The sequence below is a fragment of the Archangium minus genome (assembly GCF_044360475.1).
GTDB classification, from domain to species: Bacteria; Myxococcota; Myxococcia; order Myxococcales; family Myxococcaceae; genus Archangium; species Archangium minus.
The window spans coordinates 757,270-778,569 of the sequence record NZ_CP043494.1 but is presented as its reverse complement, the minus strand read 5'-3'; the positions used below and the strand labels follow the sequence as shown (position 1 = coordinate 778,569).

Genomic DNA, 21,300 nt, shown 5'->3' with positions numbered 1-21,300 from the left:
GCCTCCCTAGAAGAGACGGGAGAAGGAGTGTTTGAGGTCCTTCCACATTTCCTTGGCCGACTCCTTGGCCACGCTCGCCATGTCCCCCGCGTCCATCTTGCCGAGCGCGACGGCGATCTGCCGCAGGCCGTCCTTGGTGAACAGGTCCTTGAGCTCCGGCGTGGTGCCGATCTTCATCAAGTCCTGCGCCGGCAGCTTGTAGAGGCCGGACTGCACGTAGGCGTCCGGGTGCGAGTCGTAGGCAAACTTCTTGAAGGCCTCGGGGTCGCGCTCGAGCTGGGCGAAGCCCGCCGGGTCCTCCATGCGCTTGGTCTCGATGGCGTCCTGGAGCGCCTTGAGCGTGCGATCGCGCCACGCGAGGCCCTCGGGGGTCAGGTCCTTGGGCCCGAGGCTGGAGAAGCGGTCGCAGTACTTCTGCCCGTACTCCAGGTAATAGGAGGGCGGGGTCATCCCCGGGTTGCGGCGCACGAAGTCGTCGTAGCGCTTGCGGTAGTAGTCCTTGGTACCGGTAGGAATCTCGGCGGGGAGGTTCCGGGCGGCGTTGCTCCGGCCGGGAGCGACAGCCTTGGCCGTGGCGCGGGTGGACGACTCGAAGGCATCGGCGGAGCGGGCCGGGGCCGACGAAGCAGCCGTGGCCGGCGAACGGACCGTGTTCTTGAGGGGGGTGACCGGGGAGTCCGTCCGGGCGGTCGGGGTCCGGGGAGCGGGGGTTCCCGGGCGTTGGATCTTCATGATGGCGGGATTATCGCGAGTTGCGTCAAAAAGTTTCCACCTGCGTGGAGGGCACACCGGGAGTGCGAGCCGAACCAGGCGTGACCACTGTCCCCCGAGGCGGAGGAGCGTTCACCCGGGAGCAAAGGTGACTCCCCGCCCGCCATCCGGCCGATCCTCCGGGGAGTCGGGAAATGTCCGCTGATGCAGCTTGAGACCCCTGGCCCCCCTGAGCAGCTTTCGGCGGCGTGGGAAGTCCCGCGCGGAACCGGAGGAGGACGGTATGGCGGCGATGGATCTGAACAGGATGCTCGAGCGGCTCAACGACCTGATCGCGCTCGACTATGACGCGGTGGGGGCCTACGCGGCGGCCATTGACCGCATCGATGTGGAGTCCCTGCGCATGAGCCTGCGGGAGTTCCAGCAGGACCATATGCGTCACATCCGGGAACTGTCGCAGGTGGTGACGGCCTTGGGAGGCACGCCCCGGAGGGCGCCGGACATGAAGGGCGTCGTCCTCAAGGGCTTCACGGCCATCACCTCGATGATGGGCACCGAGGCGGCGCTCCAGGCGATGCGGGGCAACGAGGTGCTCACCAACCGCACCTACCGCATGGCGCTGGACGAGGACTGGAGTCCCGAGGCCCGCGTCATCATCGAGCGCAACTTCTCGGACGAGCAGCGGCACCTGGCCTTCATCGAGGACGCGCTGCGCAACCGCATCTGGGAGCAGACGACGGTGCAGCCGTAGGCCTCGTGGGGCCGAGAGGACGGGAGCAGTCGGGAGGAAGAACCTGTCCGCCCGGCGGCCCGGCCTCGGGGAAGCGGTCGGAGACGGGACGTCTGCCCGCTTCCCCACGTGTTCCCTCTTCTGTTGGACGGCGGGATGCACCCGCCCCACGGGGAGGGAGACATGCAAGAGAGCGAATACCCCGCGCGCTGGTGGCATGCGCTGGAGGACGGGCGCATCCAGTGCGACCTGTGTCCTCGCGACTGCAAGCTGCACGAGGGCCAGCGGGGCATGTGTTTCGTGCGGCAGCGCACGGGCGACCAGATGGTGCTGACAACCCACGGGCGCTCGTCGGGGTTCTGCGTGGACCCCATCGAGAAGAAGCCGCTGGTGCACTTCCATCCGGGCAGCAGCGTGCTGTCCTTTGGAACGGCCGGGTGCAACCTGGCGTGCCGCTTCTGCCAGAACTGGGACATCTCCAAGTCGCGGGAGATGGACCGCCTCACTGACGAGGCGACCCCGGAGGCCATCGCCCGTGCGGCGGAGGCATACGGTTGCCAGAGCGTGGCCTTCACGTACAACGACCCGGTCATCTTCGCCGAGTACGCGATGGACGTCGCGGACGCGTGCCATGCGCGAGGCATCCAGACGGTGGCGGTGACGGCGGGCTACATGCATGCCGAGCCACGCCGGGACTTCTACGCGAAGATGGACGCGGCGAACGTGGACCTGAAGGCGTTCACCGAGGAGTTCTACTTCCAGCTCACGGCGGCACACCTGAAGCCCGTGCTGGAGACGCTCGAGTACCTCCACCACGAGACGAAGGTGTGGCTGGAGATCACCACGCTGCTGATTCCAGGGAAGAACGACTCGGACGCGGAAGTGGGAGCGATGAGCGAGTGGCTGATGAAGCACCTGGGGCCAGACGTGCCGCTGCACTTCACGGCGTTCCATCCGGACTACAAGCTGCGGGACATTCCACCGACGCCACCGGCGACGCTGAGGCGGGCGAGGGAGATCGCGCGCAAGGCAGGGCTGCGGTACGTGTACACGGGCAACACGCACGACCCGGCGGGCGAGACGACGCTGTGCCCGAATTGCAGCAAGGCGCTCATCGTCAGGGACTGGCACCAGATCCTCACGTACCGGCTGACGCAGGAGGGCCAATGCCCGGACTGCGGAGCGAAGGTGCCAGGCCACTTCGACACGAGCCCCGGAGACTTCGGCCGCCGCCGTATCCCCGTAGCAGTCATGTAACCCTCTCCCACTGGGAGAGGGACGGGGTGAGGGTATCGAGGGTCCCGGGTTGAACACGGTGAACCCACGCCGTGGACCAAGCCGGGCGAAGCGCACGGATGCCCGTTAGGCATAGAAGCCGTGCTGGACTCCGACGCCACCCCCATCCGCCTCACCCTGGTCGCCGAGGACCCGCTCGCGCGGGGTGCGCTCTCCCGAGCCCTCTCGGAGCAAGGAAGCGACCTCAAGGTCATGGCGTCTGGCACGCAGGCGGAGGTGGAGTCCTCGAGTCCCGAGACCACTCCCGACGTCGTGCTGTGGGACGTAGGCCTGCACCCGACCGGGTCCGGAGGGCAGCTCGATGCCCCGGACCTGGGAGCTCCCGTGCTCGCACTTGTGCCCGATGAAGCCGCGGGAGAAGGCGCGCTCTCCGCAGGGGCTCGGGGGTTGCTCTTCCGGGACGTGGCTCCCGCCCCGCTGCTCGCCGCGCTCCGGGCCGTAGCTCGTGGACTCACCGTATTCGACCCGGCCCTCGCCGCGCTGCGAGCCACACCACGCGCCTCAGCAACCACCTCGACGCCCGAGGGCCTGACACCTCGGGAGCGCGAGGTGCTCGCGCTGCTCGCCGAGGGCCTGTCCAACAAAGCCATCGCCGAACGGCTCGACATCAGCGAGCACACGGCGAAGTTCCATGTGAACGCCGTGCTCACCAAGCTTGGCGTGCAGCGGCGAACAGAGGCCGTGGTCCGAGCGGCGCGCCTGGGGCTCGTGACGATCTGACCGGATGGAGAGGGGGACTACCCATTCGGGTAGGTCGAGGCCCATCCGTCTCGCCGATGTGCCGCGGAGGCGAGCCCTTTAGCTTTCAAGGCGAAAGGAATCGCTCCATGTCCGCCGACCTCAGCACCTTCTCCGAGTCCCTCGCCTCCATTGTCGAGCGCATCGCCCCCGGCATTGTCCGGGTCGAGGCCCGCCGCCGCCACGGTGCCACCGGCATCGTCTGGGACGCGGAGGGACACATCCTCACCACTCACCATGCCATCGAGCAGGAAGGCTCCATCACGGTGGGCCTCGCCGATGGCCGCACCGCCTCAGCCGAGCTCGTCGGGAGAGATCCGTCCACGGACCTGGCGCTCCTCAAGGCGGACGTCGCCGGACTCACGCCACTGAAGCCGGCACCGCTCGAGGGACTCAAGGTAGGCCACCTCGTGCTCGCCCTGGGCCGCCCGGGCCGCACCGCGCGCGCCACGCTGGGCATCGTCAGCGCGTTCGGCGAGAGCTGGCGCACCTTCGCGGGAGGCCGCATCGACCGTTACTTGGAGACGGACGCGGACCTGCAGCCTGGCTTCTCCGGAGGGGCGCTGGTGGACACGCAGGGGCGCTTCCTCGGCCTGCTGACGGCGGCGCTGTCGCGCACGGCGGCGGTCGTCATTCCTGGGGAGACGCTCAGCCGGGTCGCCCAGGCGCTTCGGCAGCACGGGGGCATCCGCCGGGGCTATCTCGGGGTGGGAGCGCACCCGGTGCGCCTGCCCCAGAGCCTCTGGGAGCGCGCGGGCGGAGAGAGCGGCCTCATCTTCCTCACCGTCGAGCCAGGGGGCCCTGCGGACAAGGCCGGGCTGATGATGGGAGACGTGCTGGTGAGCCTCGGGGGCCAGCCGCTGCACAGCATCGAGGAGCTGCTCGGCTACCTCGGAGACGAGAAGGTGGGCACACAGGTCCAGGCGAGGGTGCTGCGCGCGGGCGAGGTGCGCGAGGTGCCCCTCACGATTGGCAAGCGTTCGTGAAGGGAGCATGAAACCATGAAGTTCCTCCAACAGTTCTCTGATGAGCTCGAGTCGCTCGTGGCCAAGGCGATGCCGGCGGTGGTGGCGGTGCAGCACTCGCAAGGGCACGGCACGGGCCTCTTCCTGACACCGGACGGCTACGTCCTCACCAACCGGCACGTGGTGCGCAGCCGAGGCCGGCTCACACTGGAGCTGCACGATGGCAGCGAAGTGCGCGCCGAGCTCGTGGGAGCGGACGCGCCCACGGACCTGGCGGTGGTGCGCGCCGAGGAAGGCGCGAAGTTCCCCACGCTGCCCCTGGCGGATCCGCATGACGTGCGCGTGGGGCAGTGGGTGATGGCCATCGGCAACCCCTTCCGCCTGGAGCAGTCCGTGTCGATGGGCGTGGTGAGCGCCATCAACCGCACCCTGCCGCTGCCCGACGGAGTCATTCTCGAGGGCCTGTTGCAGACGGACGCGGCCATCAACCCGGGCAACTCGGGAGGGCCGCTGCTCAACATGCACGGGCAGGTGGTGGGCCTCAACACGCTGGTGCTGCCGTACGCGCAGGGCATCGGCTTCGCAGTGAGCGCCACCACTGCGGCCTGGGTGGCCAGCCTGCTCATCCAACGCGGCAAGGTGGAGCGACGCTTCCTCGGCATCGCCGCCACGGCCATCAACCTCCCGGCCCAGCGAGCCCAGGAGGTGGGACAGCTTCGCGCGGTGCGCGTCATGAAGGTGGGCCAGGGCACGCCCGCGGCCGATGCGGGGCTCGAGGCGGACGACCTGCTGCTGGGCATCGACGAGCGGCCCGTCACGAACGTGGATGACGTCCAGCGCATGCTGGCGCTCGCCACGGGACCGGAGGTGCGCCTGGAAGTGCTGCGCAAGGGACGGCGCCGCACCCTGCGCGCCCGCACCGCGTCCCGCGAGCACAGCAAGGCGGCATGAGGCCCTGCGAGGGCGAGTTGCACTGGGAGGAGGAGGGGCCAGGACCTATGCTCCGCGCCCATGCGATTCGCCATCGTGGGTTCCGGAGCCGTCGGCGGTTACTTCGGCGCGAAGCTGGTCCAGGCAGGCCATGAGGTCACCTTCCTCGCGCGGGGTGCCCACCTGGAGGCGCTGCGACAGAAGGGGCTGGAGATCCGCAGCCCGGTCGGGGACGTGCGTGTCCCGGTGCGCGCGGAGTCGGACCCGGCCCGAGTGGGCCCCGTGGACGTGGTGATGTTGGCGGTGAAGACCTATGACATCGCCGGTGCGCTCCCCGCGGTGAAGACGCTGGTGGAGAGCGGGGACAAGACGGTGGTGCTCACCCTGCAGAACGGCGTGGACAGCCCCGACGAGGTGGCCTCCGCCGTGGGCCAGGAAGCGGTGCTCGGAGGCTCGGCCTACATCTCCGTGGCCATCACCGCGCCCGGAGTCCTCACCCAGACCGGGATGCACCATCGCATCACGTTCGGTGAGTTCTTCGGAGACACCACCCGCCTCTCCCCGCGAGTGGAAACCCTGCGCGACACGCTCGCTGGGGCCGGCATCCGCACGGACGCGGTGCCAGACGCGCGCGTATCGCTCTGGGACAAGCTCGTCTTCCTGGCGCCCTTTGCCGGGCTCACCGGCTCCACGCGCCTGCCCATCGGCCTGCTGCGGACGTGCCCGCCCGCGCTCGACACCTACCTGCAAGCGGCATCAGAAATCATCCGGGTCGCCGCCGCCGAGGGGGTGACCGTCACCCGCGGCCCAGAGTCACTCGTCCGAGAGCTCCAGGGACTGCCTCCGCAGATGCGCGCGTCGCTGCTGGTGGACCTGGAGCAGGGCAAGCGGCTGGAGGTGGAGGCCCTCATGGGCTCAGTGGTGCGCCGGGGCCGCTCAGCCGGAGTGCCCACGCCGGTGATGGCCACCCTCTACGGTGTGCTGGCCCCCTACGCGAGCGGCCGGCCCCAAAGCTGAAGAGAAGAGCAGACCACCGCCTGTTCCCCTGCCTGCCGGGTGGCACGGTGCACCAGCACCCTCCAGCTTTCCTCCGTCCTAAAGGAGGAATGAATGACGAAGAAGCTGGTGGCGGGTGCAGGTATCGCGGTGCTGTCTCTCTGGGCGGGAAGCGCCATGGCGCGGGAGGGCCGGGAGTCCAGCGCGGACATGCGCGGACTGACCGTGCAGCTCGGTGGTGGCGTGGAGGGCTATACCAGTGCTCTGGGTCAGGACATCGACCCCGGTGTCGCCTATGGGGCCACGATCGTCCTCAAGCCCACCAAGGTCGTGGGTCTCGAGCTAGGCTACTCAGGCGCGGCGAACAACTTCGACACGCAACTGCCGCTCACGGGGACGAGTGGCCCGGACGTGCTGCGCAATGGAGCGCAGGCCGTGGCCACGGTGGGCCTCACCGCCGCTCCCTTGCAGCCCTATGTCCTCGCGGGGCTCGGCATCAGTAACTACAACGTGCGCAACGCGGCGCCGGGCTTCCAGGATGACAACGTGGGTCTCGTGCCACTGGGCGCGGGGCTCCGCCTGCACATCGGCGACTTCGTCGCGGACGCGCGCCTCAACTACAACCTCCTCTTCGATCAGGAGTTCGCTGGGACCGTCCCCCCGGCGAACGTCGACCTGCCGGGGAACGAGACCTTCAGCTCGGGAGGCAGCTACACGGGCACGCTCAACCTCGGCGCCACCTGGTAAGCGGCCAGCGCTGAACCCGGAAGGGCCGGGCACCGCTCACGCACAGGCCTCGCCGCCATGAACCGGCAGGCTCACGCGGAAGGTGGTGCCCCGGCCCGCCTCGCTCTCAACGGAGATCTTCCCGCCATGCGCGGAGATGATGCTCCGGCACACCGAGAGCCCCAGCCCGCTGCCCTCGCCCACGGGCTTGGTGGTGAAGAACGGCTCGAAGACGCGCTCCAGCTTGTCCTCGGGGATGCCACAGCCCGTGTCGCGCACCTCCACGGTGACTCGCTGGCTGTCGTCCATGCGGGCCACGAGCTGGATTTCATTGCGCTCGACCTGGCCTGGCGTGATGGCGTGGGCCGCGTTGATGAGCAGGTTGAGGAACACCTGGCACAAGCGAGCGCTGTTGCCGTGGACCGGCGGCACGTTCTCCACTTGCTGCACCAACCGCGCGCGGTCGCGAATCTCGTGCGCCGCCATCTTCGCCGCGCTGCGCACGACCTTCACCAGGTCCACCGGGCCGCTCTCTCGATCATCCGGGTGGGACAGCATCTTGAGATCCCTCACGATGAGGCGCACGCGCTCAGCGCCCTCGCGGGCTTCAGCGAGTGCCTCCAGCAGCTCCCGGCGCTCCACCCCCGTGGGCGCCGCATCCAACTCCGACACCACCTGCTGGGCGTAGTTGAGGTTGCTGAGAATAAAGGTGAGCGGGTTGTTGATTTCATGGCCCACGCCCGCCGCGAGCTGACCGATGGTGGCCAACCGGTCGGCGAAGAGGAGCTGCGCCTGGGTGGACTGGAGCTGCTTCACGCTGTCGGTGAGCCGGGCATTGGTCTCCTCCAGCTGGGCGGTGCGCTGCTGCACCGTCGCCTCCAGCAGGGCGTTGTAGCGGCGCATCTCCCGCTCCGAGGCCTCCGCCTCCGCCTTGGCGAGCCGCTCCCGCTCTTGCACGGACTCCCGGAGCTGGGTGGCCATCCGGTTGATGGCCTGCGCCATCAGGTCATACTCATCGATGTCCCCGTTCACCGGCAGCTCGCTGGTGAGATCTCCCTCGCCGATGCGCTCCGCGCCCCGCAGCAGCGTCCGCAGCGCGCGGCGGATGTTCAGGTAGATGAGCGTCGCCAGCGAGAACACGAGCGTCAGGGCCACGAGGGGAGCGAACAGCCCGAGCAACTGGCCCCAATGGAGCGTCTGCTGGCCATAGCGTTTGTGTGCCTCCAAGTCCGTGCGCTCCAGCGCCCAGGCACTCTCCAAGAGCGGGGTCACCTGCGCGCGGAAGGCGGAGAGCGCCTCGTGCAGCAGCGTGGCCTCCGACCCAACGGGAGCCTCTCGCACGCGTGCCTCGGAGCTTCGCAACCACTGCAGGTGAGCCTGAGCGAGCTGCTCGATGCGCAGGAGCTCCTCCGCCTCGGAGCCCTCCAGGTGCTCCTGCTGCACCAACGTCCGCAGGCGCGAGAAGCCTGCCTGGGAACGCGTCTCCTGCGCCGCGAGCAACGCCCGGGTATCGCCTCCCGTCTCATGCGCCTGGAGCAGCGCGTGCAGGTACCCGAGCGCGTCGTCCGTCATCCGGCCGTAGAGCTCCGTCTGCTCCTCAATGGCGAGCAGCCGCTCCAGGCCCTGTTGTCCACGACTCGCCAGGGCGAAGAGCGTCCCCCCCACCAGTGCGACAAGCCCCACCGCCACCGCTGCGAAGAGCAAGATCCTGGCGCGCACTGTCATCTTCTGACCTCACTCCTGGAATCCCGGATCAACGACTCAAGACCGAATTCCACCTGAAGACGGAGCAGTCCTCCAGCCCCCCCAGGGCTGGAAGTGCCACCTGCCTCGGGTGTATGTAGGGGGGAGGCCCTAAGAGCGAGCGCCGGGACGCCTCACGAGCTGCCGTCCTCCGCGCGCATGCACGAAACCGTCGAGGGTGTCTGTGAACGGCTTCACACTCCCGGGGTGAGTCGATTCACAGCCCACAAAGGGCCGTGGGGGTACACCTCATCTTGGGAACAGGGACTCGATTCCCGTTGAACCCGAACGCCGCGCCTGAGGTGCGAGCGGAGTGATGTAGGTGTGAAGTCTCCGGATGCCGTGTTTCGAGGGGGGGCTGACCGGAAAAAGACTTCACACAGGGGGACTCCGCCCGCTCCGCCTTGGGGACGGCACGTGGGGGCCACGCTGGGGGGTGTGGCCTTCAACACGGGTCCGGGAAGCACGGTCGCGCCGGGGGGCGTGACCTTCGTCTCCTGTCTCAAGGGGCCAGGGGGCCGCGCTGGGGGGCGCGGCCTCCACCCATGTTTTCCTTCCGCTCCTCAGTCCACGTCGCGGCGCAGGCGCTCGATGTCCAAGATGGTGATCTGCCCGTTCTCGTACGAGATCACTCCCTGGCGGGTGTAGTAGCGCAGCCACTTATTGGCGCTCTCGCGCGTCAACCCGCACAGGTTGGCCAGCTCCACCTGGGTGAGCTTGGGGAGGACGACTCCGCCGTCGGGAGCGGGCTGGCCCTGCCGCTCGGCCAGGTCCAACAACACCCGCGCCAGCCGCGCCCGCGCATCCAGGAAGGCCGAGTCATGCACTATCTGGGTGACGCGCCGCACCATGCGGCTGAGCACCGCCAGCAGCCCCATGGCCACCTGCGGGCGCTCGCTCAAGAAGCGCCGGAAGTCTTCCTGATGGAGGCTCAGCAGGTGCGTCTCCTCGCGCGCCACCGCGTCCGTCGAGCGGGGCTCCCCATCCAGCAGCGCCAGCTCCCCGAAGGATTCCCCACGGCCCAGCAACCCCAGGATGACCTCCTTGCCCTCCGACGAGCTCAGGCGGATGGCCACCTCTCCCTTTCGGACGATGAAGAGCGCCGTGCCCACATCGCCCTGGTGGAAGATGACCTCACCTTTGTTGTACCGCCGCTGTTGCAGCAGCCCCGACAGAGTCTCCAGATCCTCGCTTGCGAGGTCCTCGAACATGGGGATTTGAGCCAGCAGCTGCGAGTACGACATGCGGGCACCTCAGGGCATCCAGGACGACGAAACAAAAGAACGCGCCGGAAGTCTCCACCTCCTGACGCCCACGTCCAAACCTTATCGGCGTGACCCAAAGAGGAATGTCTCCTCGCTCGCCCTCCGCTCGTGTCTCCCCCCGAGGCGCATTGACCGGGACGTTCTCTTGCGAAATGATACGACGATGGTGTAACGCCAAGCCCAGCATGCGTGGATGCCACGGCGGCGTTCCTCGAAGCTCGACGAGCGCATGACCGAAGAGGCTCCCTCACCCGCCCTGGCTCCCCGCCCCCAGTGCCCACGTTGTGGGACGGTGGTGCCGCTCGTGGGGCCTGGGACTCAGGTCATCCGGTGCGCGGGATGTGGTGCCGCCCTGCAGGTGAGCGCGCGTCCGCTGGAGCAGCCAAGAACCCCCGAGGAGGGAGTCCAACGCCCTCGTCGCCGGCCCATGGTGGAGGTCTCCGGCCCCCGGCGCGCAGAGCCGCAGCCCGTCCACACCTTCACGGTCAACCTCTCGCAGTCCGACATCGACCCGGATTCGCTCGGACCCCAGGCAGCGGCCCCTCCTCCAGCGCCCGCTCCTGCGCCCGCCCCTGTAGCGCCCCCCGCCAGCGCCGAGACCCCCTGGTTTGCCGAGGACATCGAGCGGCTGCCAGAGGCGAGCATCAGCCTCGGACAGCTCGCGCTGGAGGGCTTTGAGCCTTTCCCCTCCCTGCCGCTGCGTCCCGACGTGCCCCAGGGCGCGCGGACGGGGGCGGCCCCAGCTCGCCCACCTGGAGTGCCCGCGCCCCATTTGCAGGGGAAATGAACGCAATCCAGTAGGCTGGTGCGCTGACGACCAGGCTCGCCACCCCATGCAAGCCCGGCACGGGGCGGTGGGGTATCATGGTGCGGACGCGCGGTTCGGCGACGGTACGTCTTTGAGGAGGGAGTGGAGGAAGCGCGATGAGGAACGCAACCAGCATGGAGCCGTCAACGGGCTCCTCGGCGGACCTCCAGGCGGCACGACAGGGCTGCATCGAGCTGGGACGTCAGGCAGAGGGCATCGCCGAGCTGGTGCTCCCCCTTCTGCGCCAGGCGACCCACGAGCTCGGCCGCCTGGAGACGCAGCGCGAAGAGCTGCGCAAGACGGGCGCCCGCGAGACGCTGCAGGCCGTGTTGCCCAAGCTGCTCGAGCGCATTGAGGAGCAGAGCCAGCTCGTCAAGCGTCTGGAGCGGGCCGGCCGCGGCCTCAAAGAGCTCATGTCCGGACTCGGCGGGCTGAGCGAGCAGCTCCAGAACGGGCTCGCGCGGCACGACGAGGAGCAGCGCGAGCAGGAGGCCATCACCCGCGAGGAGAAGCGGATGTGGCTCCAAGAGCTCAACACCCTGCGAGAGCAGGTGAGCGCCCAGAGCGGCCAAGAGACGGCCACGGGTCCTTCGTCGGCGCAGCAGGAGGAGCTGCGCCGACTGCGCGCCGAGGCGGAGATCCTGCCGAGGCTGCGTGCTGAGCGGGAGCGACTCGTCCTCCGTGTGGCCGAGCTCGAGAAGAACCTCACCACTCGGGAGCAGACGCTCGAGGCCAAGGAGCACACCATCGAGGACCTGCGCAGGATGATTGTCCTGCTCACGGGGGACACCGCCGCCTCCGCCCCGTCCTCACCCACCTCGCCCAAGCCTGTGCCGCCGCCCATCAACGTCGCCCCGCCCCCGCCCAGGGTGGCCCCGGCCAGGCCCGTCAGCCGGCCGATCGACAAGACGCCGGAGATTCCGTTCGGCAACAACACGCTGCAGTTGGCCAACAGCCAGGTGGACACACTGAGCTCGGAGGCTCCCGTGGGCCGGCCCCCCGTGCCGGCAATCACCCCCGTTCCAGAGCGCAAGGTGCCGAGCATGGAGGTCCTGCTTGGCCCGCTCGACGCGCTGGAGTCGCCCCCACCGGCGATGCCGCCCCCCGTGCCCTCCGTCCCGCCCGTTCCCGTGGTGTCCACCGTGGCGGCCAAGGCCCCCATGCCCAAGGCGAGCACACGCGCTCCCTCGGGTCCGGCCATGACGCCCGCCCCTGTCCCAGGTCCCCTCCCGCCTCGGCTTCCACCGTCCCGCCCCGGCACCCTCGTCATCAGCGAGGACATGTTCAACGAGATGCTCGTCGAGGAGAATCCACACCTCGGCGGACCCGGTAAGAAATGAGCACGCCGTCCGGGCAACTCTCACTGCCGGCCCGCTTCGGCCGTTACGTCCTGCTCAGCCACCTGGGTCGCGGTGGCATGGCCGACATCTACCGGGGCATCGCACTCGGGGCCAACGGCTTCGCCAAGCCGGTCGTCCTCAAGCGCGTGCTGCCGGAGGCCATTCAGCAGGAGTCGGCGGTGAAGATGTTCATCGAGGAGGCGCGGCTGTCGGCGCTCCTCCAGCACATGAACATCGCCCAGATCTTCGACTTCGGAGAGCACCGCGGCGAGTACTTCATCGCCATGGAGTTCATCCACGGCCGCGACCTGCACGACCTGATGCGGCGCGTGGGGACGAAGGGGAAGGGACTGCCCGTCCACATCGCCTGCTACATCGCCATGGAGGTGCTCAAGGGGCTGGACTACGCCCACCGGGCGCGCTCGGCGGCGGGCGAGCCTCTCCACCTGGTGCACCGCGACGTCAACCCCACCAACATCATCCTCTCCTTCGAGGGCGAGGTGAAGCTGCTGGACTTCGGCGTGGCGCTGGTGGGCGACACCGATACCGGCAACAACGTGCGCGGCAAGCCGGGCTACATCCCCCCTGAGCAGCTCTCCCGAAAGAAGGCGGATGGGCGCGGCGACATCTTCGCGCTCGGCATCACCCTGTACGAGATGCTGGCCCGCAAGCACGCCTTCAAGGGCACCACGATGATGGACATCCTCAAGCAGACGGTGGCGCTCAGGGCCGTGCCGCTGCGGTTGCAGGATGCCGCCCCCTTCGTGCCAGAGCCGCTGTGCGCCGTGGTGAACCGGTGCATGCTCGCCAACCCGGACGAGCGCTTCCAGACGGCCGCCGATGTGCTCGACGCACTCGACGAGTTCCTGCTGTCCGCCGGCCTGCGCGTGTCCCAGCGCGACCTGGCAGCGCTGATGGCCACCTACTACGAGCCGGAGGTGCGCGCGCCTCCCGTGCAGCCTCCCATCCCCGCGGAGCTGCTGGAGCAACCGCCGCAGCCCACCCAGGCCACAGCCCCCACCTTCACGGTGCGCGAGCCGGGGGGTGGCCTCTACCTCATGAAGCTGGGCGAGGACGACGTGCAGCTCCTCTTCGCCTCCGGGAAGCTGTCGCCCGAGGCGCAGGTGTCCCAGGCCGGTGGGCCCTTCCTGTCTCCCTCGGCCTTCCCCCGCTTCAGCGCCGCGGCGGCTTCGGCCCGCGAGCGCCTCGAGGCCCGTCGCGCGACGGCGTCTCCGCCCCGCTACGCCGGCAACCTGGCGTTGGTGCCTCCCCTGCGCGTCATGGCCCGGCTGATGCTGGCCCGAGCCACCGGCCGGCTCCACTTCGAGCACAACCGCACCCACAAGGAGCTCTTCCTCAAGGCGGGGCAGATCATCACCGTGCGCTCGAGCCTGGCCGCGGACCGCTTCGGCCCCTTCCTGCTCAACACGGGGAAGCTGTCCCCGGAGCAGTGGCAGCGGGCGGTGGAGAATACACGCCCCTTCTCCGGCCGACTGCTGGACGCACTGCTCATGTCCCGAGTCCTCTCGCCGTCGGAGCTGGCGGAGTGGACACGCGAGCATCGGCGCAGCGTGGCACTCAGCCTGCTGGGCTGGACAGCGGGCCGCTACGCCTTCTTCGAGCACGAGACGCCCATCAACGACGGGACCGAGGAGCGGCTCGGCGGACTGGCCCTGCTCAACGAGGGCCTGCGCGCGCACTACCCGCTGGAGCGCCTGGTGCGCGAGCAAGAAGCGCTGCGCCACAAGCCGCTCTACCGCAACCTGGATGCGCCCGTGGCCGCCAGCGACCTGGCGCTCTCGGCCTCCGAGCTGCGCACTGCCTCACTGCTCAACAAGCCGGGAAATACCCTGTCCGCCGCCCTTGCGGAACTGAAGCGTCCGGAGGATGAAGTAGCTCTGCGCCGCGTGGCGCTGCTCTTCACCGAGGTAGGGCTCCTGGCGGCCGCCTGATGCCTACCGGGGGGGAACGGGAGGCATGGGAATCGTTCTCGGAATCGACCTGGGCACGTCCAATAGCTGCATGGCCATGGTCGACGCGGCCACGGGTCAGGCCCGCGTGCTGCCCAACCGCGAGGGCGAGCGCACCACCCCCTCCGTCGTTGCCTTCGATGCCTCGGGCCGGGTGACGGTGGGCAGCGCAGCGCGCCGTCAGGCCGTGCTCCACCCGCGCAACACCGTCTACGGCGTGAAACGCCTCATCGGCCGACGCTTCTCGGACCCCGCCGTGCAGCGGCTCATGAAGCTGCTGCCCTACGAGGTGGTCGCCGACCCCTCGGGCAATGCCGCGGTGCGCGTGCACGGCCAGGTGATGACCCCCGCGGAGGTCTCCAGCCACGTGCTGCGCTACCTCAAGGAGTGCGCTGAGGCGCAGCTCGGCCAGAGCGTGGAGGGCGCCGTCATCACCGTGCCCGCCTACTTCGACGAGGTGCAGCGCCAAGAGACGAAGCTCGCCGGCCAGCGCGCCGGACTCACCGTGCACCGGCTCCTCAACGAGCCCACCGCCGCCATGCTCTCCTGCCGCTTCGACGAGTCGCGCCCGGAGAACATCGCCGTGTTCGACCTGGGCGGCGGCACCTTCGACATCTCCCTGCTCCACGTGGAGGAAGAGGTGGTGCAGGTGCTGGCCACCTGCGGGGACAACTTCCTCGGCGGGGACAACGTCGACGAGCTCGTGGTGGAGGCCCTGCGCCGCATCTTCCTCAAGCAGACCGGAGTGGACCTCACGAACAACCCCGAGGCCCTCTGGCGCCTGAGGGAGGCCGCCGAGTCCACCAAGCGCACCCTCTCCGAGAGGGACCAGACGTCCATCGAGCTGGCCTACCTCGTGGCCCTCCAGGAGGGGCCGCTGCACCTGTCCATCCCCTCCTTCTCGCGCACGCTCCTGGAGAACCTGGTGGCCAAGGAGCTGGAGCGGCTGCGCGCCCCGTGCGAGCAGGCGCTCGAGGACGCGGGCCTCACCGTCGCGGACATCCACCGCGTCATCCTCGTGGGCGGCATGACGCGCATGCCCGCGGTGCGCGCGCGCGCGGAGGCCTACCTCGGCCACCCCGGCGAGCGCTCCGTCAACCCCGACGAGGCCGTGGCCATCGGCGCCGCGCTCGAGGCGGACATCGTCGCCGGCATCTCCCCCGAGACCCCCAAGGTGTTGCTGCTGGACGTGCTCTCGCGCAGCCTGGGCATCCGCACCGAGGGCGGCCGCTTCAGCGTCCTCATCCCCCGCAACACCACCATCCCCACGCGCGAGACGAAGGTGTTCACCACCACCTTCGACCAACAGACGCACGTGGACATCGAGGTGTACCAGGGCGAGGCGCCCACTGTGGACGGCAACCGCTACCTCGGGGAGCTGCAACTGGCGGGGCTCACCGCCGCGGCAGCCGGCACGGTGCGAGTGGCCGTGGACTTCACCATCGACGCGGACGGAATCCTCCAGGTCACCGCGAGAGATCCCACCACTGGCCGCAAGGCCGAGGCTACGCTGCGCCCTCCCACCGCCACCTCGCCCTGAAAGGAGGATGCGCCCATGTCCCAGGACCCGTCCCCCTTCCACGGCAGGAATCCCTTCGAGGTGCTCGGCCTGAGCGGCAGGGAGGACCTGCCCGCCATCCGCAAGGCCTTCCTGGCCATCGCCGGCCGCACCCACCCGGACCGGCTCCGCATGAAGTCTCCAGAGGAGAAGGCCCAGGCCCTGGAGCTCTTCCTGAGCGCCAAGAAGGCCTTCGAGGTGCTCTCCCTGCCGGACAAGCGGCGTGAGTGGGGCGAACGCATGTCCCAGGCGAAGCCCGCCCCCGAGGCCCCGAGCATCCCGGCCCCTCCACGACCTGGGCCCGCCCTGACGCCCGTCATCGGTGTGCCCGTCGCCTCGGTTCCGCCCCGTACCCCGACCACGCCGATACAGCCCATCCCCGAGCTGAAGCCGGCAACAGCGCCTCCCGCGCGCAGCGGACCCCTGCCCGCCGCCGCGGCGCTCCAGCTCTACAAGCTCGGCATGCTGGCCCTGGAGTCCGCCGACTACGCCCGGGCGCTCGAGCTGTTCGCCCGGGCCACTCGGGTGTCACCCACGCCCCGCCACCAGGCCATGGAGCTGGTGTCCCGCGGCTACCAGTACCTCACCACGCGCTTCTTTGATCGCGCGCGAGAGAGCTTCGAGCGCGCCCTCCAGCTCCTACCGGAGTGCCGCGAGGCCAGGGCAGGCCTCGAGTTGCTCGACAAGCAGTCGGGCCGCTTCCTCAAGGGACGCTAGCCCCGCACCGCTTCACTGAATGGTGATGGGCATGTTGTAGAGGAAGCACACCGGCACCTTCTGGGGCTTGTACTGCCAGCCGTCCTTGATGCCCGCGATGATGTCCTCGTCCGCGCCGGGCACCGACTTCACCGGCGTCACTTCATAGACGTTGCCGTCCGTGGACACGCAGATGCGGTACATGCCGGTGACCGTGCCCATGTTGCGGTGCGACTGCTTGAAGACCTCCGACAGCCGCGGCTTCGTCTGACGCACCACATCGCGCTGGATGACGAACGGCGGCACGTTCTTGGGCTTCACCGGCTCCTCCCCCGTGCCCCCGAGCTGCCCGCCCACCACGCCTCCCACCACCCCCCCGACCACTCCTCCCACCACACCGCCCTGCACCCCTCCCTCGACTCCGCCCGCCACTCCCGCCGGGTTCTCCACCGCGGTGGGCTCGGGCTCGGGGGTGGGCTCCGGCTCCGGCTCGGGCTCCGGCTCCTTGGGCTTCTCCTCGACCTTGATGGGCTCGATCTTCTCCGGCTGGCGGATCACCATCTCCTTACGAGGAGTGGGCTTGCGCTGCACCACGGAGCGCACCGCGCCCGAAGGCGGCGGCGGAGGCGGCGGGGGCGGAAGCTGCCGCATCAGCGACACCGCCACCTCCTTCTCCTCCTCCACCGGCTTCATCTGCGGCCTCGCCATGAAGAACAACGCCCCGATGATCCCAACGTGGATAATCAGGGAAAACAGGGCAGGACCGAACAGGTGGGAAGGCTGTGGGGCGGTTTGCTGCGCGAACATGGGGCCTGAATATAGAGGGGAACCCTCTCATAGCGCGAATCCCAGGCGCTGTCTTCCCTACCCCGGGGGTCACGAGTGACGTTCCTGTGAAAACTGCCCCCTAATTGGAAAAGTTCCTCAACTATTGATACACGGCCCTCCCGGCAGCGGCCGCCGTTCGCTATTCAACGTCCGTGTCGCGAGCCACCTCCCCCCGTTTCCCCGCGAGGCTCTCGTGCAGACGAAGCAGAAGTGGGCACTGACGCTGACGATGGCGTTGGGTGCCATGTCTTGTGGTGGCTCGACCGAGCCGGGTGATCCCTACATGGGGTTCATCGATGCCACCGTACTGGATGCGAAGTTCCAGCCGGGCACTGGATGTGGCTCGGACGGAAAGACGAAGTGCTACCTACCGGTGAAGGCCTACTCCAGTGGCGAGGAGTTCTCCTTCTACAACCTGGGTCTCATCGCGGCCAGCGATAAGCTCCTGCCCAAGGACGCCGAGTCGCGGCCCATCCTGCCGGCCAGCGCGGTGAAGGCCACCGCCTACGACTTCCCCGAGGGCTGCAAGACGGGCAAGGCGTTCAACGAGCGCACCGACGCGTACCGCGAGGACATGCAGTACCCCGTGTTCGATACGCTCCCGCTGACCAATTCGAGCGCGCTGGTGCTCCCACTGGTCAAGACGCAGGCCTGGACGGGCGTGTCGAAGTACACCTGCAACGCCATCAAGGATGCCCAGTCCCTGCGGGACGGTGACTTCGGCGGCGCCGCGGCGGAGGGAGAGACCTTCGCCCTGCGCGGGGTCATCGACATGACGCATCTGCCCGCCCGGCCCTCGGAGCAGGCCGTCTACGGGTGGTACCGTGGCCTGCAGCTCGCCTACCTGGATGGTGGCGCGGTGCCGGTGGACGCAGACGGCAACCTGAAGGTGATGGACGGCGTGTGGCTCAAGCCCTCGTCCTCCAGCGCCAAGCCCACCGACGCCACCGCCAAGCTGGTGTTCCAGGCGAAGCCCGGCGAGGACGCCTGGTCCCCGGTGGTGCGGCTGCGCGAGGTCTCGGGCACCGGCACCTATACGCGGCTCTGCTACGACCCGCCGTGCGCCGCGGACGCCGTCGATATGACCGCGAAGCCCACCTACACCGGCGTGCTCTTCCTGGTGGCGAGCCCGCAGTGAGTCCCTCCTCTTCCCCCGAGATTGCCCCCATGACGACTTCCCTTCTGCTCCGCGGACGGGCCCTGCTGCTGGTGCTGCTGGCGCTCGCCGTGCCCATGTCCGCGCTCGCCGCGGGCGAGAACTACGGCCGCGTCTCTGGCTACGTGTACGACCCCACCGGGACCCCGCTCTCCGAGGTGCCCCTCACCCTCAGCGGCCCCGCGCTCCAGCAGCCCATCGCCCGCACCAGCGGCGAGGACGGCCGCTTCGAGTTCGGCCAGGTCCCCCCCGGCGAGGGCTATGTCCTCGAGGTGTCGGTGGAGGGTTTCACCCCCATCAAGAAGACCGGCATCATCGTCCGCTTGGGCCAGAACACGCCCGTGGACGTGAAGCTGGAGGTGTTCACCGAGACGCAGGCGGTGGCCACCTATGAAATCGTGGAGAAGGTCAACCCCATCATCAACCCCGACTCGGCGCAGACGGGCGCGGTGCTGACGGCAGAGAAGGTGGCCTCCACGCCCATCTTCAACCAGGTGCAGGCCATTCCGCAGCTGGTGGCCGGCGTGGGCCCGGGCAACTCCCCGAGCAGCCGCGGCGGTCTGTCCCGCTGGGGCAAGTTCTACGTGGACGGCATGGACACCACCGACGTGTCCGACGGCTCCATCACCGCCACGATGAACTACTACGCGGTGGAGAACTTCGAGGTCATCACGGGCGGCCTGGATGCCCAGTACAACTCGCTGGGCATGATTGAGAACGTCGTCACCAAGACGGGCTCCAACAAGTTCACCTACGACGTCTCGCTCATCCTCTCGCCAGCCTGGAGCAACGCCAAGGCGCAGTACGCCTCGGACCAGGGCACCGGCACCGGCAACTACCTGCAGCCCACGAACAAGCTGGCGGAGACCTCGTTCTACGCCCCGCTGGTGGCCTTCGGCGGCCCCATCGTGAAGGACCGGCTGTGGTTCTACGCCAGCGGTCAGTGGAACATCTCCAACAGGGAGACGCCGCTCACCATCAACGGCGCCCAGGAGAACCGCCCCAAGGACACGCAGACCAAGCTGGCCCGCCTGAAGCTCACCTGGCAGCCGACGAGCCGGGACCGCGTCTCCTTCGCCGTCAACGTCGACAACAACACCATCACCAACAACCTCAGCAACGCGGCGACGTCGCCCGAGGCCGAGTCGCGCATCGACCGCGGCGGCTACTTCCTCATCGGTAACTACGACCACAACTTCACCGACAACGTCCTGTTCCAGCTGCAGACGGGTGCCACCTACAAGAGCGCGTACTTCGGCCCGCAGAACGACGTCATGGACGCGGTGTCGCACGCGGACCGGAACAACAACTTCTTCACCACGGGCGCCCCGGGCTCCCTCTCCAACTCGGTGGGTAACTACTCCAACGAGGACAAGTGGCGCTTCCAGTTCGACCCCACCCTCCTCTTCAAGGCGGGCGCGCACAACATGAAGGCCGGCGTGCAGTTCGGCTACCTGACGGGTGCCCAGGAGGTCGGCGTCACCGGCAACATGCGCTACGACGACCGGGGCGGCATCTGCAACCCGGAGGACCCGAGCACCTTCGGCTACTGCAACCAGCGCACCAGCTTCTACAACCTCAAGGGCGAGCAGGGCCCGCTCACCACGAGCGCCTCGGTGGCGCAGCTGGGTGCCTTCTTCCAGGACCGCTGGAACGTCAACCGCCACCTGACGCTGATGCTGGGTCTGCGCGCGGACGTGGGCCGGCTGTACTCCGACGACAACACGTTCATCACCAACCTGGTGGGCATCGGTCCTCGCGTGTCGGCCACGTATGACATCACCGGTGACCGCAAGACGCTCATCAAGGCGCACTACGGCCGCTCCAACGAGATGGGCGACGTCTTCATTGCCCAGCACGGCAACCCGGAGCTCGTCCAGGCCCGGTCCACCTTCGTCAGTGGCAAGTTCGTGGACTGCACCCCGGAGACCAATGATCCCTCCGGCAACTGCCGCATCTCGGGTGGTCTCTCCGGCCGCTACTTCGACAAGACGCACACGCCGCCGAGCGTGGACGAGTTCAGCCTGGGCCTCCACCGCGAAGTGGCCGAGGGCGCGGTGATCGGCGTGGACGCCACCTACCGCCGCTACAACAACATGTGGATCGACGAGGAGGTGAACCAGATCTGGGACCCGACCGGTACGCGCATCATCGGCAACGTGGACGGCCAGAGCCACTCCGTGTTCAAGATCTCCAACCCGGACGACGCCTGGCGTGACTACAAGGGCGTGGACCTGTGGGCCCAGGGCAAGACGGGCAACTGGGACATGCTGGCCAGCTACACCCTGGCGTTCAGCAACGGCACCGTGGGCAGCTACTTCGACGGCTACGGCAACAACCCGCGCATGAAGTACCTGTTCGAGGGCCCGACGCCGGACGACATCCGCCACACCATCAAGGGCGCCGTCGGCTACGCGACCAGCTTCGGCCTCGATTTCGGCATCCGCTTCCGCTACCTGACGGGCACGCCGCTGTGGATGAACGAGTCGCTGTCCAACCCCAGCACCACCCTGTACCGCTCGCCGCGCGGCACCGGCTACGCCCTCAACCGGGGCGCGCCGAACTTCAACGACCCCTCGACCATCTCCGAGCTGCGTAACCCGGACCAGTTCATCATCGACGCGCAGGCCCGCTACGACGTGGGTCGGCTCTTCCAGCTGAAGAACAAGCTGGAGCTGACGCTGATGGTGGTGAACGCGCTGAACAACAATGACGCCAACACGCTGTATGACCGGTGGAGCACGGGCTCCACCACCTACGGCATGTCGCGCTTCCGCACCAGCCCGCTGCAGGCCGAGCTGCTGCTGCGCTTCCGCAACTAGCGTCAAAGGCAGACACGTTGTG

18 protein-coding genes are annotated in these 21,300 nt (G+C 68.5%); 14 read left to right on the top strand and 4 right to left on the bottom strand.

Annotated features, from left to right (window positions below):
• Positions 1-6: 6 nt before the first annotated feature.
• A complete protein-coding gene (locus F0U60_RS03280; protein ID WP_395813836.1) occupies positions 7-732 on the bottom strand; it encodes a hypothetical protein in 726 nt (241 codons plus the stop codon).
• A gap of 262 nt (positions 733-994) precedes the next feature.
• Between F0U60_RS03280 and F0U60_RS03275 the strand changes: the two genes are divergently transcribed.
• The 7 genes from F0U60_RS03275 (at position 995) to F0U60_RS03245 (ending at position 7,113) form a co-directional block, all read left to right on the top strand.
• Positions 995-1,462 carry a ferritin-like domain-containing protein gene (locus F0U60_RS03275; RefSeq protein ID WP_395813834.1) on the top strand — a complete coding sequence of 156 codons (468 nt, stop codon included), beginning with the start codon at positions 995-997 and terminating at the stop codon, positions 1,460-1,462.
• Between the two features lie 162 nt (positions 1,463-1,624).
• Complete coding sequence (amrS, locus tag F0U60_RS03270; RefSeq protein ID WP_395813832.1) at positions 1,625-2,698, top strand: AmmeMemoRadiSam system radical SAM enzyme; 1,074 nt, start codon at positions 1,625-1,627, stop codon at positions 2,696-2,698.
• Between the two features lie 120 nt (positions 2,699-2,818).
• On the top strand, positions 2,819-3,457 hold the full coding sequence (locus F0U60_RS03265; RefSeq protein ID WP_395813830.1) for a LuxR C-terminal-related transcriptional regulator: 639 nt from the start codon (positions 2,819-2,821) through the stop codon (positions 3,455-3,457).
• Positions 3,458-3,564: 107 nt separating this feature from the next.
• Complete coding sequence (locus F0U60_RS03260; protein WP_395813828.1) at positions 3,565-4,461, top strand: S1C family serine protease; 897 nt, start codon at positions 3,565-3,567, stop codon at positions 4,459-4,461.
• A 15-nt stretch (positions 4,462-4,476) separates the two neighbouring features.
• Entirely contained in the window at positions 4,477-5,391 is a 915-nt protein-coding gene (locus F0U60_RS03255; RefSeq protein ID WP_395813826.1) for a S1C family serine protease, read from the top strand.
• Between the two features lie 60 nt (positions 5,392-5,451).
• Positions 5,452-6,387, top strand: a complete 936-nt coding sequence (locus F0U60_RS03250; RefSeq protein WP_395813824.1) for a ketopantoate reductase family protein — start codon at positions 5,452-5,454, stop codon at positions 6,385-6,387.
• A 93-nt stretch (positions 6,388-6,480) separates the two neighbouring features.
• The gene (locus F0U60_RS03245) at positions 6,481-7,113 is read left to right on the top strand and encodes a hypothetical protein (protein WP_395813822.1); all 633 of its coding nucleotides are present in this window, start codon (positions 6,481-6,483) and stop codon (positions 7,111-7,113) included.
• 36 nt (positions 7,114-7,149) lie between these two features.
• On the opposite strand, the gene F0U60_RS03240 is transcribed toward F0U60_RS03245, so the two are convergent.
• Both F0U60_RS03240 and F0U60_RS03235 read right to left on the bottom strand, forming a co-directional pair.
• Positions 7,150-8,811: an ATP-binding protein gene (locus F0U60_RS03240; RefSeq protein WP_395813820.1), complete on the bottom strand. Its 1,662-nt coding sequence runs from the start codon at positions 8,809-8,811 to the stop codon at positions 7,150-7,152.
• Between the two features lie 587 nt (positions 8,812-9,398).
• Positions 9,399-10,079: a Crp/Fnr family transcriptional regulator gene (locus F0U60_RS03235; RefSeq protein ID WP_395813818.1), complete on the bottom strand. Its 681-nt coding sequence runs from the start codon at positions 10,077-10,079 to the stop codon at positions 9,399-9,401.
• A gap of 214 nt (positions 10,080-10,293) precedes the next feature.
• Here F0U60_RS03235 and F0U60_RS03230 point away from each other — a divergent pair, with 214 nt between their 5' ends.
• The 5 genes from F0U60_RS03230 (at position 10,294) to F0U60_RS03210 (ending at position 16,493) form a co-directional block, all read left to right on the top strand.
• Entirely contained in the window at positions 10,294-10,887 is a 594-nt protein-coding gene (locus F0U60_RS03230; protein WP_395813816.1) for a hypothetical protein, read from the top strand.
• A 137-nt stretch (positions 10,888-11,024) separates the two neighbouring features.
• Positions 11,025-12,248 carry a hypothetical protein gene (locus F0U60_RS03225; protein ID WP_395813814.1) on the top strand — a complete coding sequence of 408 codons (1,224 nt, stop codon included), beginning with the start codon at positions 11,025-11,027 and terminating at the stop codon, positions 12,246-12,248.
• Entirely contained in the window at positions 12,245-14,200 is a 1,956-nt protein-coding gene (locus F0U60_RS03220) for a protein kinase (RefSeq protein WP_395813812.1), read from the top strand. Before F0U60_RS03225 ends, F0U60_RS03220 begins: the two co-directional genes overlap by 4 nt.
• 25 nt (positions 14,201-14,225) lie before the next feature.
• Positions 14,226-15,758: an Hsp70 family protein gene (locus F0U60_RS03215; protein ID WP_395813810.1), complete on the top strand. Its 1,533-nt coding sequence runs from the start codon at positions 14,226-14,228 to the stop codon at positions 15,756-15,758.
• Between the two features lie 15 nt (positions 15,759-15,773).
• Positions 15,774-16,493, top strand: coding sequence for a DnaJ domain-containing protein (locus F0U60_RS03210; protein WP_395813808.1), 720 nt, complete (start codon positions 15,774-15,776; stop codon positions 16,491-16,493).
• A gap of 12 nt (positions 16,494-16,505) precedes the next feature.
• Here F0U60_RS03210 and F0U60_RS03205 read toward each other — a convergent pair whose 3' ends face one another.
• A complete protein-coding gene (locus tag F0U60_RS03205; RefSeq protein ID WP_395813806.1) occupies positions 16,506-17,180 on the bottom strand; it encodes a PaxA in 675 nt (224 codons plus the stop codon).
• 313 nt (positions 17,181-17,493) lie between these two features.
• Between F0U60_RS03205 and F0U60_RS03200 the strand changes: the two genes are divergently transcribed.
• Positions 17,494-18,438 carry a hypothetical protein gene (locus F0U60_RS03200; RefSeq protein ID WP_395813804.1) on the top strand — a complete coding sequence of 315 codons (945 nt, stop codon included), beginning with the start codon at positions 17,494-17,496 and terminating at the stop codon, positions 18,436-18,438.
• A gap of 29 nt (positions 18,439-18,467) precedes the next feature.
• Entirely contained in the window at positions 18,468-21,278 is a 2,811-nt protein-coding gene (locus F0U60_RS03195) for a TonB-dependent receptor domain-containing protein (protein ID WP_395813802.1), read from the top strand.
• Positions 21,279-21,300 lie beyond the last annotated feature (22 nt).

Bases quoted from the DNA above. Each gene is read 5' to 3' on its own strand.
- F0U60_RS03260 (WP_395813828.1), top strand. From the start codon at position 3,565: ATGTCCGCCGACCTCAGCACCTTCTCCGAGTCCCTCGCCTCCATTGTC.
- F0U60_RS03245 (WP_395813822.1), top strand. From the start codon at position 6,481: ATGACGAAGAAGCTGGTGGCGGGTGCAGGTATCGCGGTGCTGTCTCTC.
- F0U60_RS03275 (WP_395813834.1), top strand. From the start codon at position 995: ATGGCGGCGATGGATCTGAACAGGATGCTCGAGCGGCTCAACGACCTG.
- F0U60_RS03215 (WP_395813810.1), top strand. From the start codon at position 14,226: ATGGGAATCGTTCTCGGAATCGACCTGGGCACGTCCAATAGCTGCATG.
- F0U60_RS03195 (WP_395813802.1), top strand. From the start codon at position 18,468: ATGACGACTTCCCTTCTGCTCCGCGGACGGGCCCTGCTGCTGGTGCTG.
- F0U60_RS03235 (WP_395813818.1), bottom strand. From the start codon at position 10,079: ATGTCGTACTCGCAGCTGCTGGCTCAAATCCCCATGTTCGAGGACCTC.
- amrS (WP_395813832.1), top strand. From the start codon at position 1,625: ATGCAAGAGAGCGAATACCCCGCGCGCTGGTGGCATGCGCTGGAGGAC.
- F0U60_RS03280 (WP_395813836.1), bottom strand. From the start codon at position 732: ATGAAGATCCAACGCCCGGGAACCCCCGCTCCCCGGACCCCGACCGCC.
- F0U60_RS03220 (WP_395813812.1), top strand. From the start codon at position 12,245: ATGAGCACGCCGTCCGGGCAACTCTCACTGCCGGCCCGCTTCGGCCGT.
- F0U60_RS03225 (WP_395813814.1), top strand. From the start codon at position 11,025: ATGAGGAACGCAACCAGCATGGAGCCGTCAACGGGCTCCTCGGCGGAC.
- F0U60_RS03230 (WP_395813816.1), top strand. From the start codon at position 10,294: ATGCCACGGCGGCGTTCCTCGAAGCTCGACGAGCGCATGACCGAAGAG.
- F0U60_RS03255 (WP_395813826.1), top strand. From the start codon at position 4,477: ATGAAGTTCCTCCAACAGTTCTCTGATGAGCTCGAGTCGCTCGTGGCC.
- F0U60_RS03210 (WP_395813808.1), top strand. From the start codon at position 15,774: ATGTCCCAGGACCCGTCCCCCTTCCACGGCAGGAATCCCTTCGAGGTG.
- F0U60_RS03250 (WP_395813824.1), top strand. From the start codon at position 5,452: ATGCGATTCGCCATCGTGGGTTCCGGAGCCGTCGGCGGTTACTTCGGC.
- F0U60_RS03205 (WP_395813806.1), bottom strand. From the start codon at position 17,180: ATGGCGAGGCCGCAGATGAAGCCGGTGGAGGAGGAGAAGGAGGTGGCG.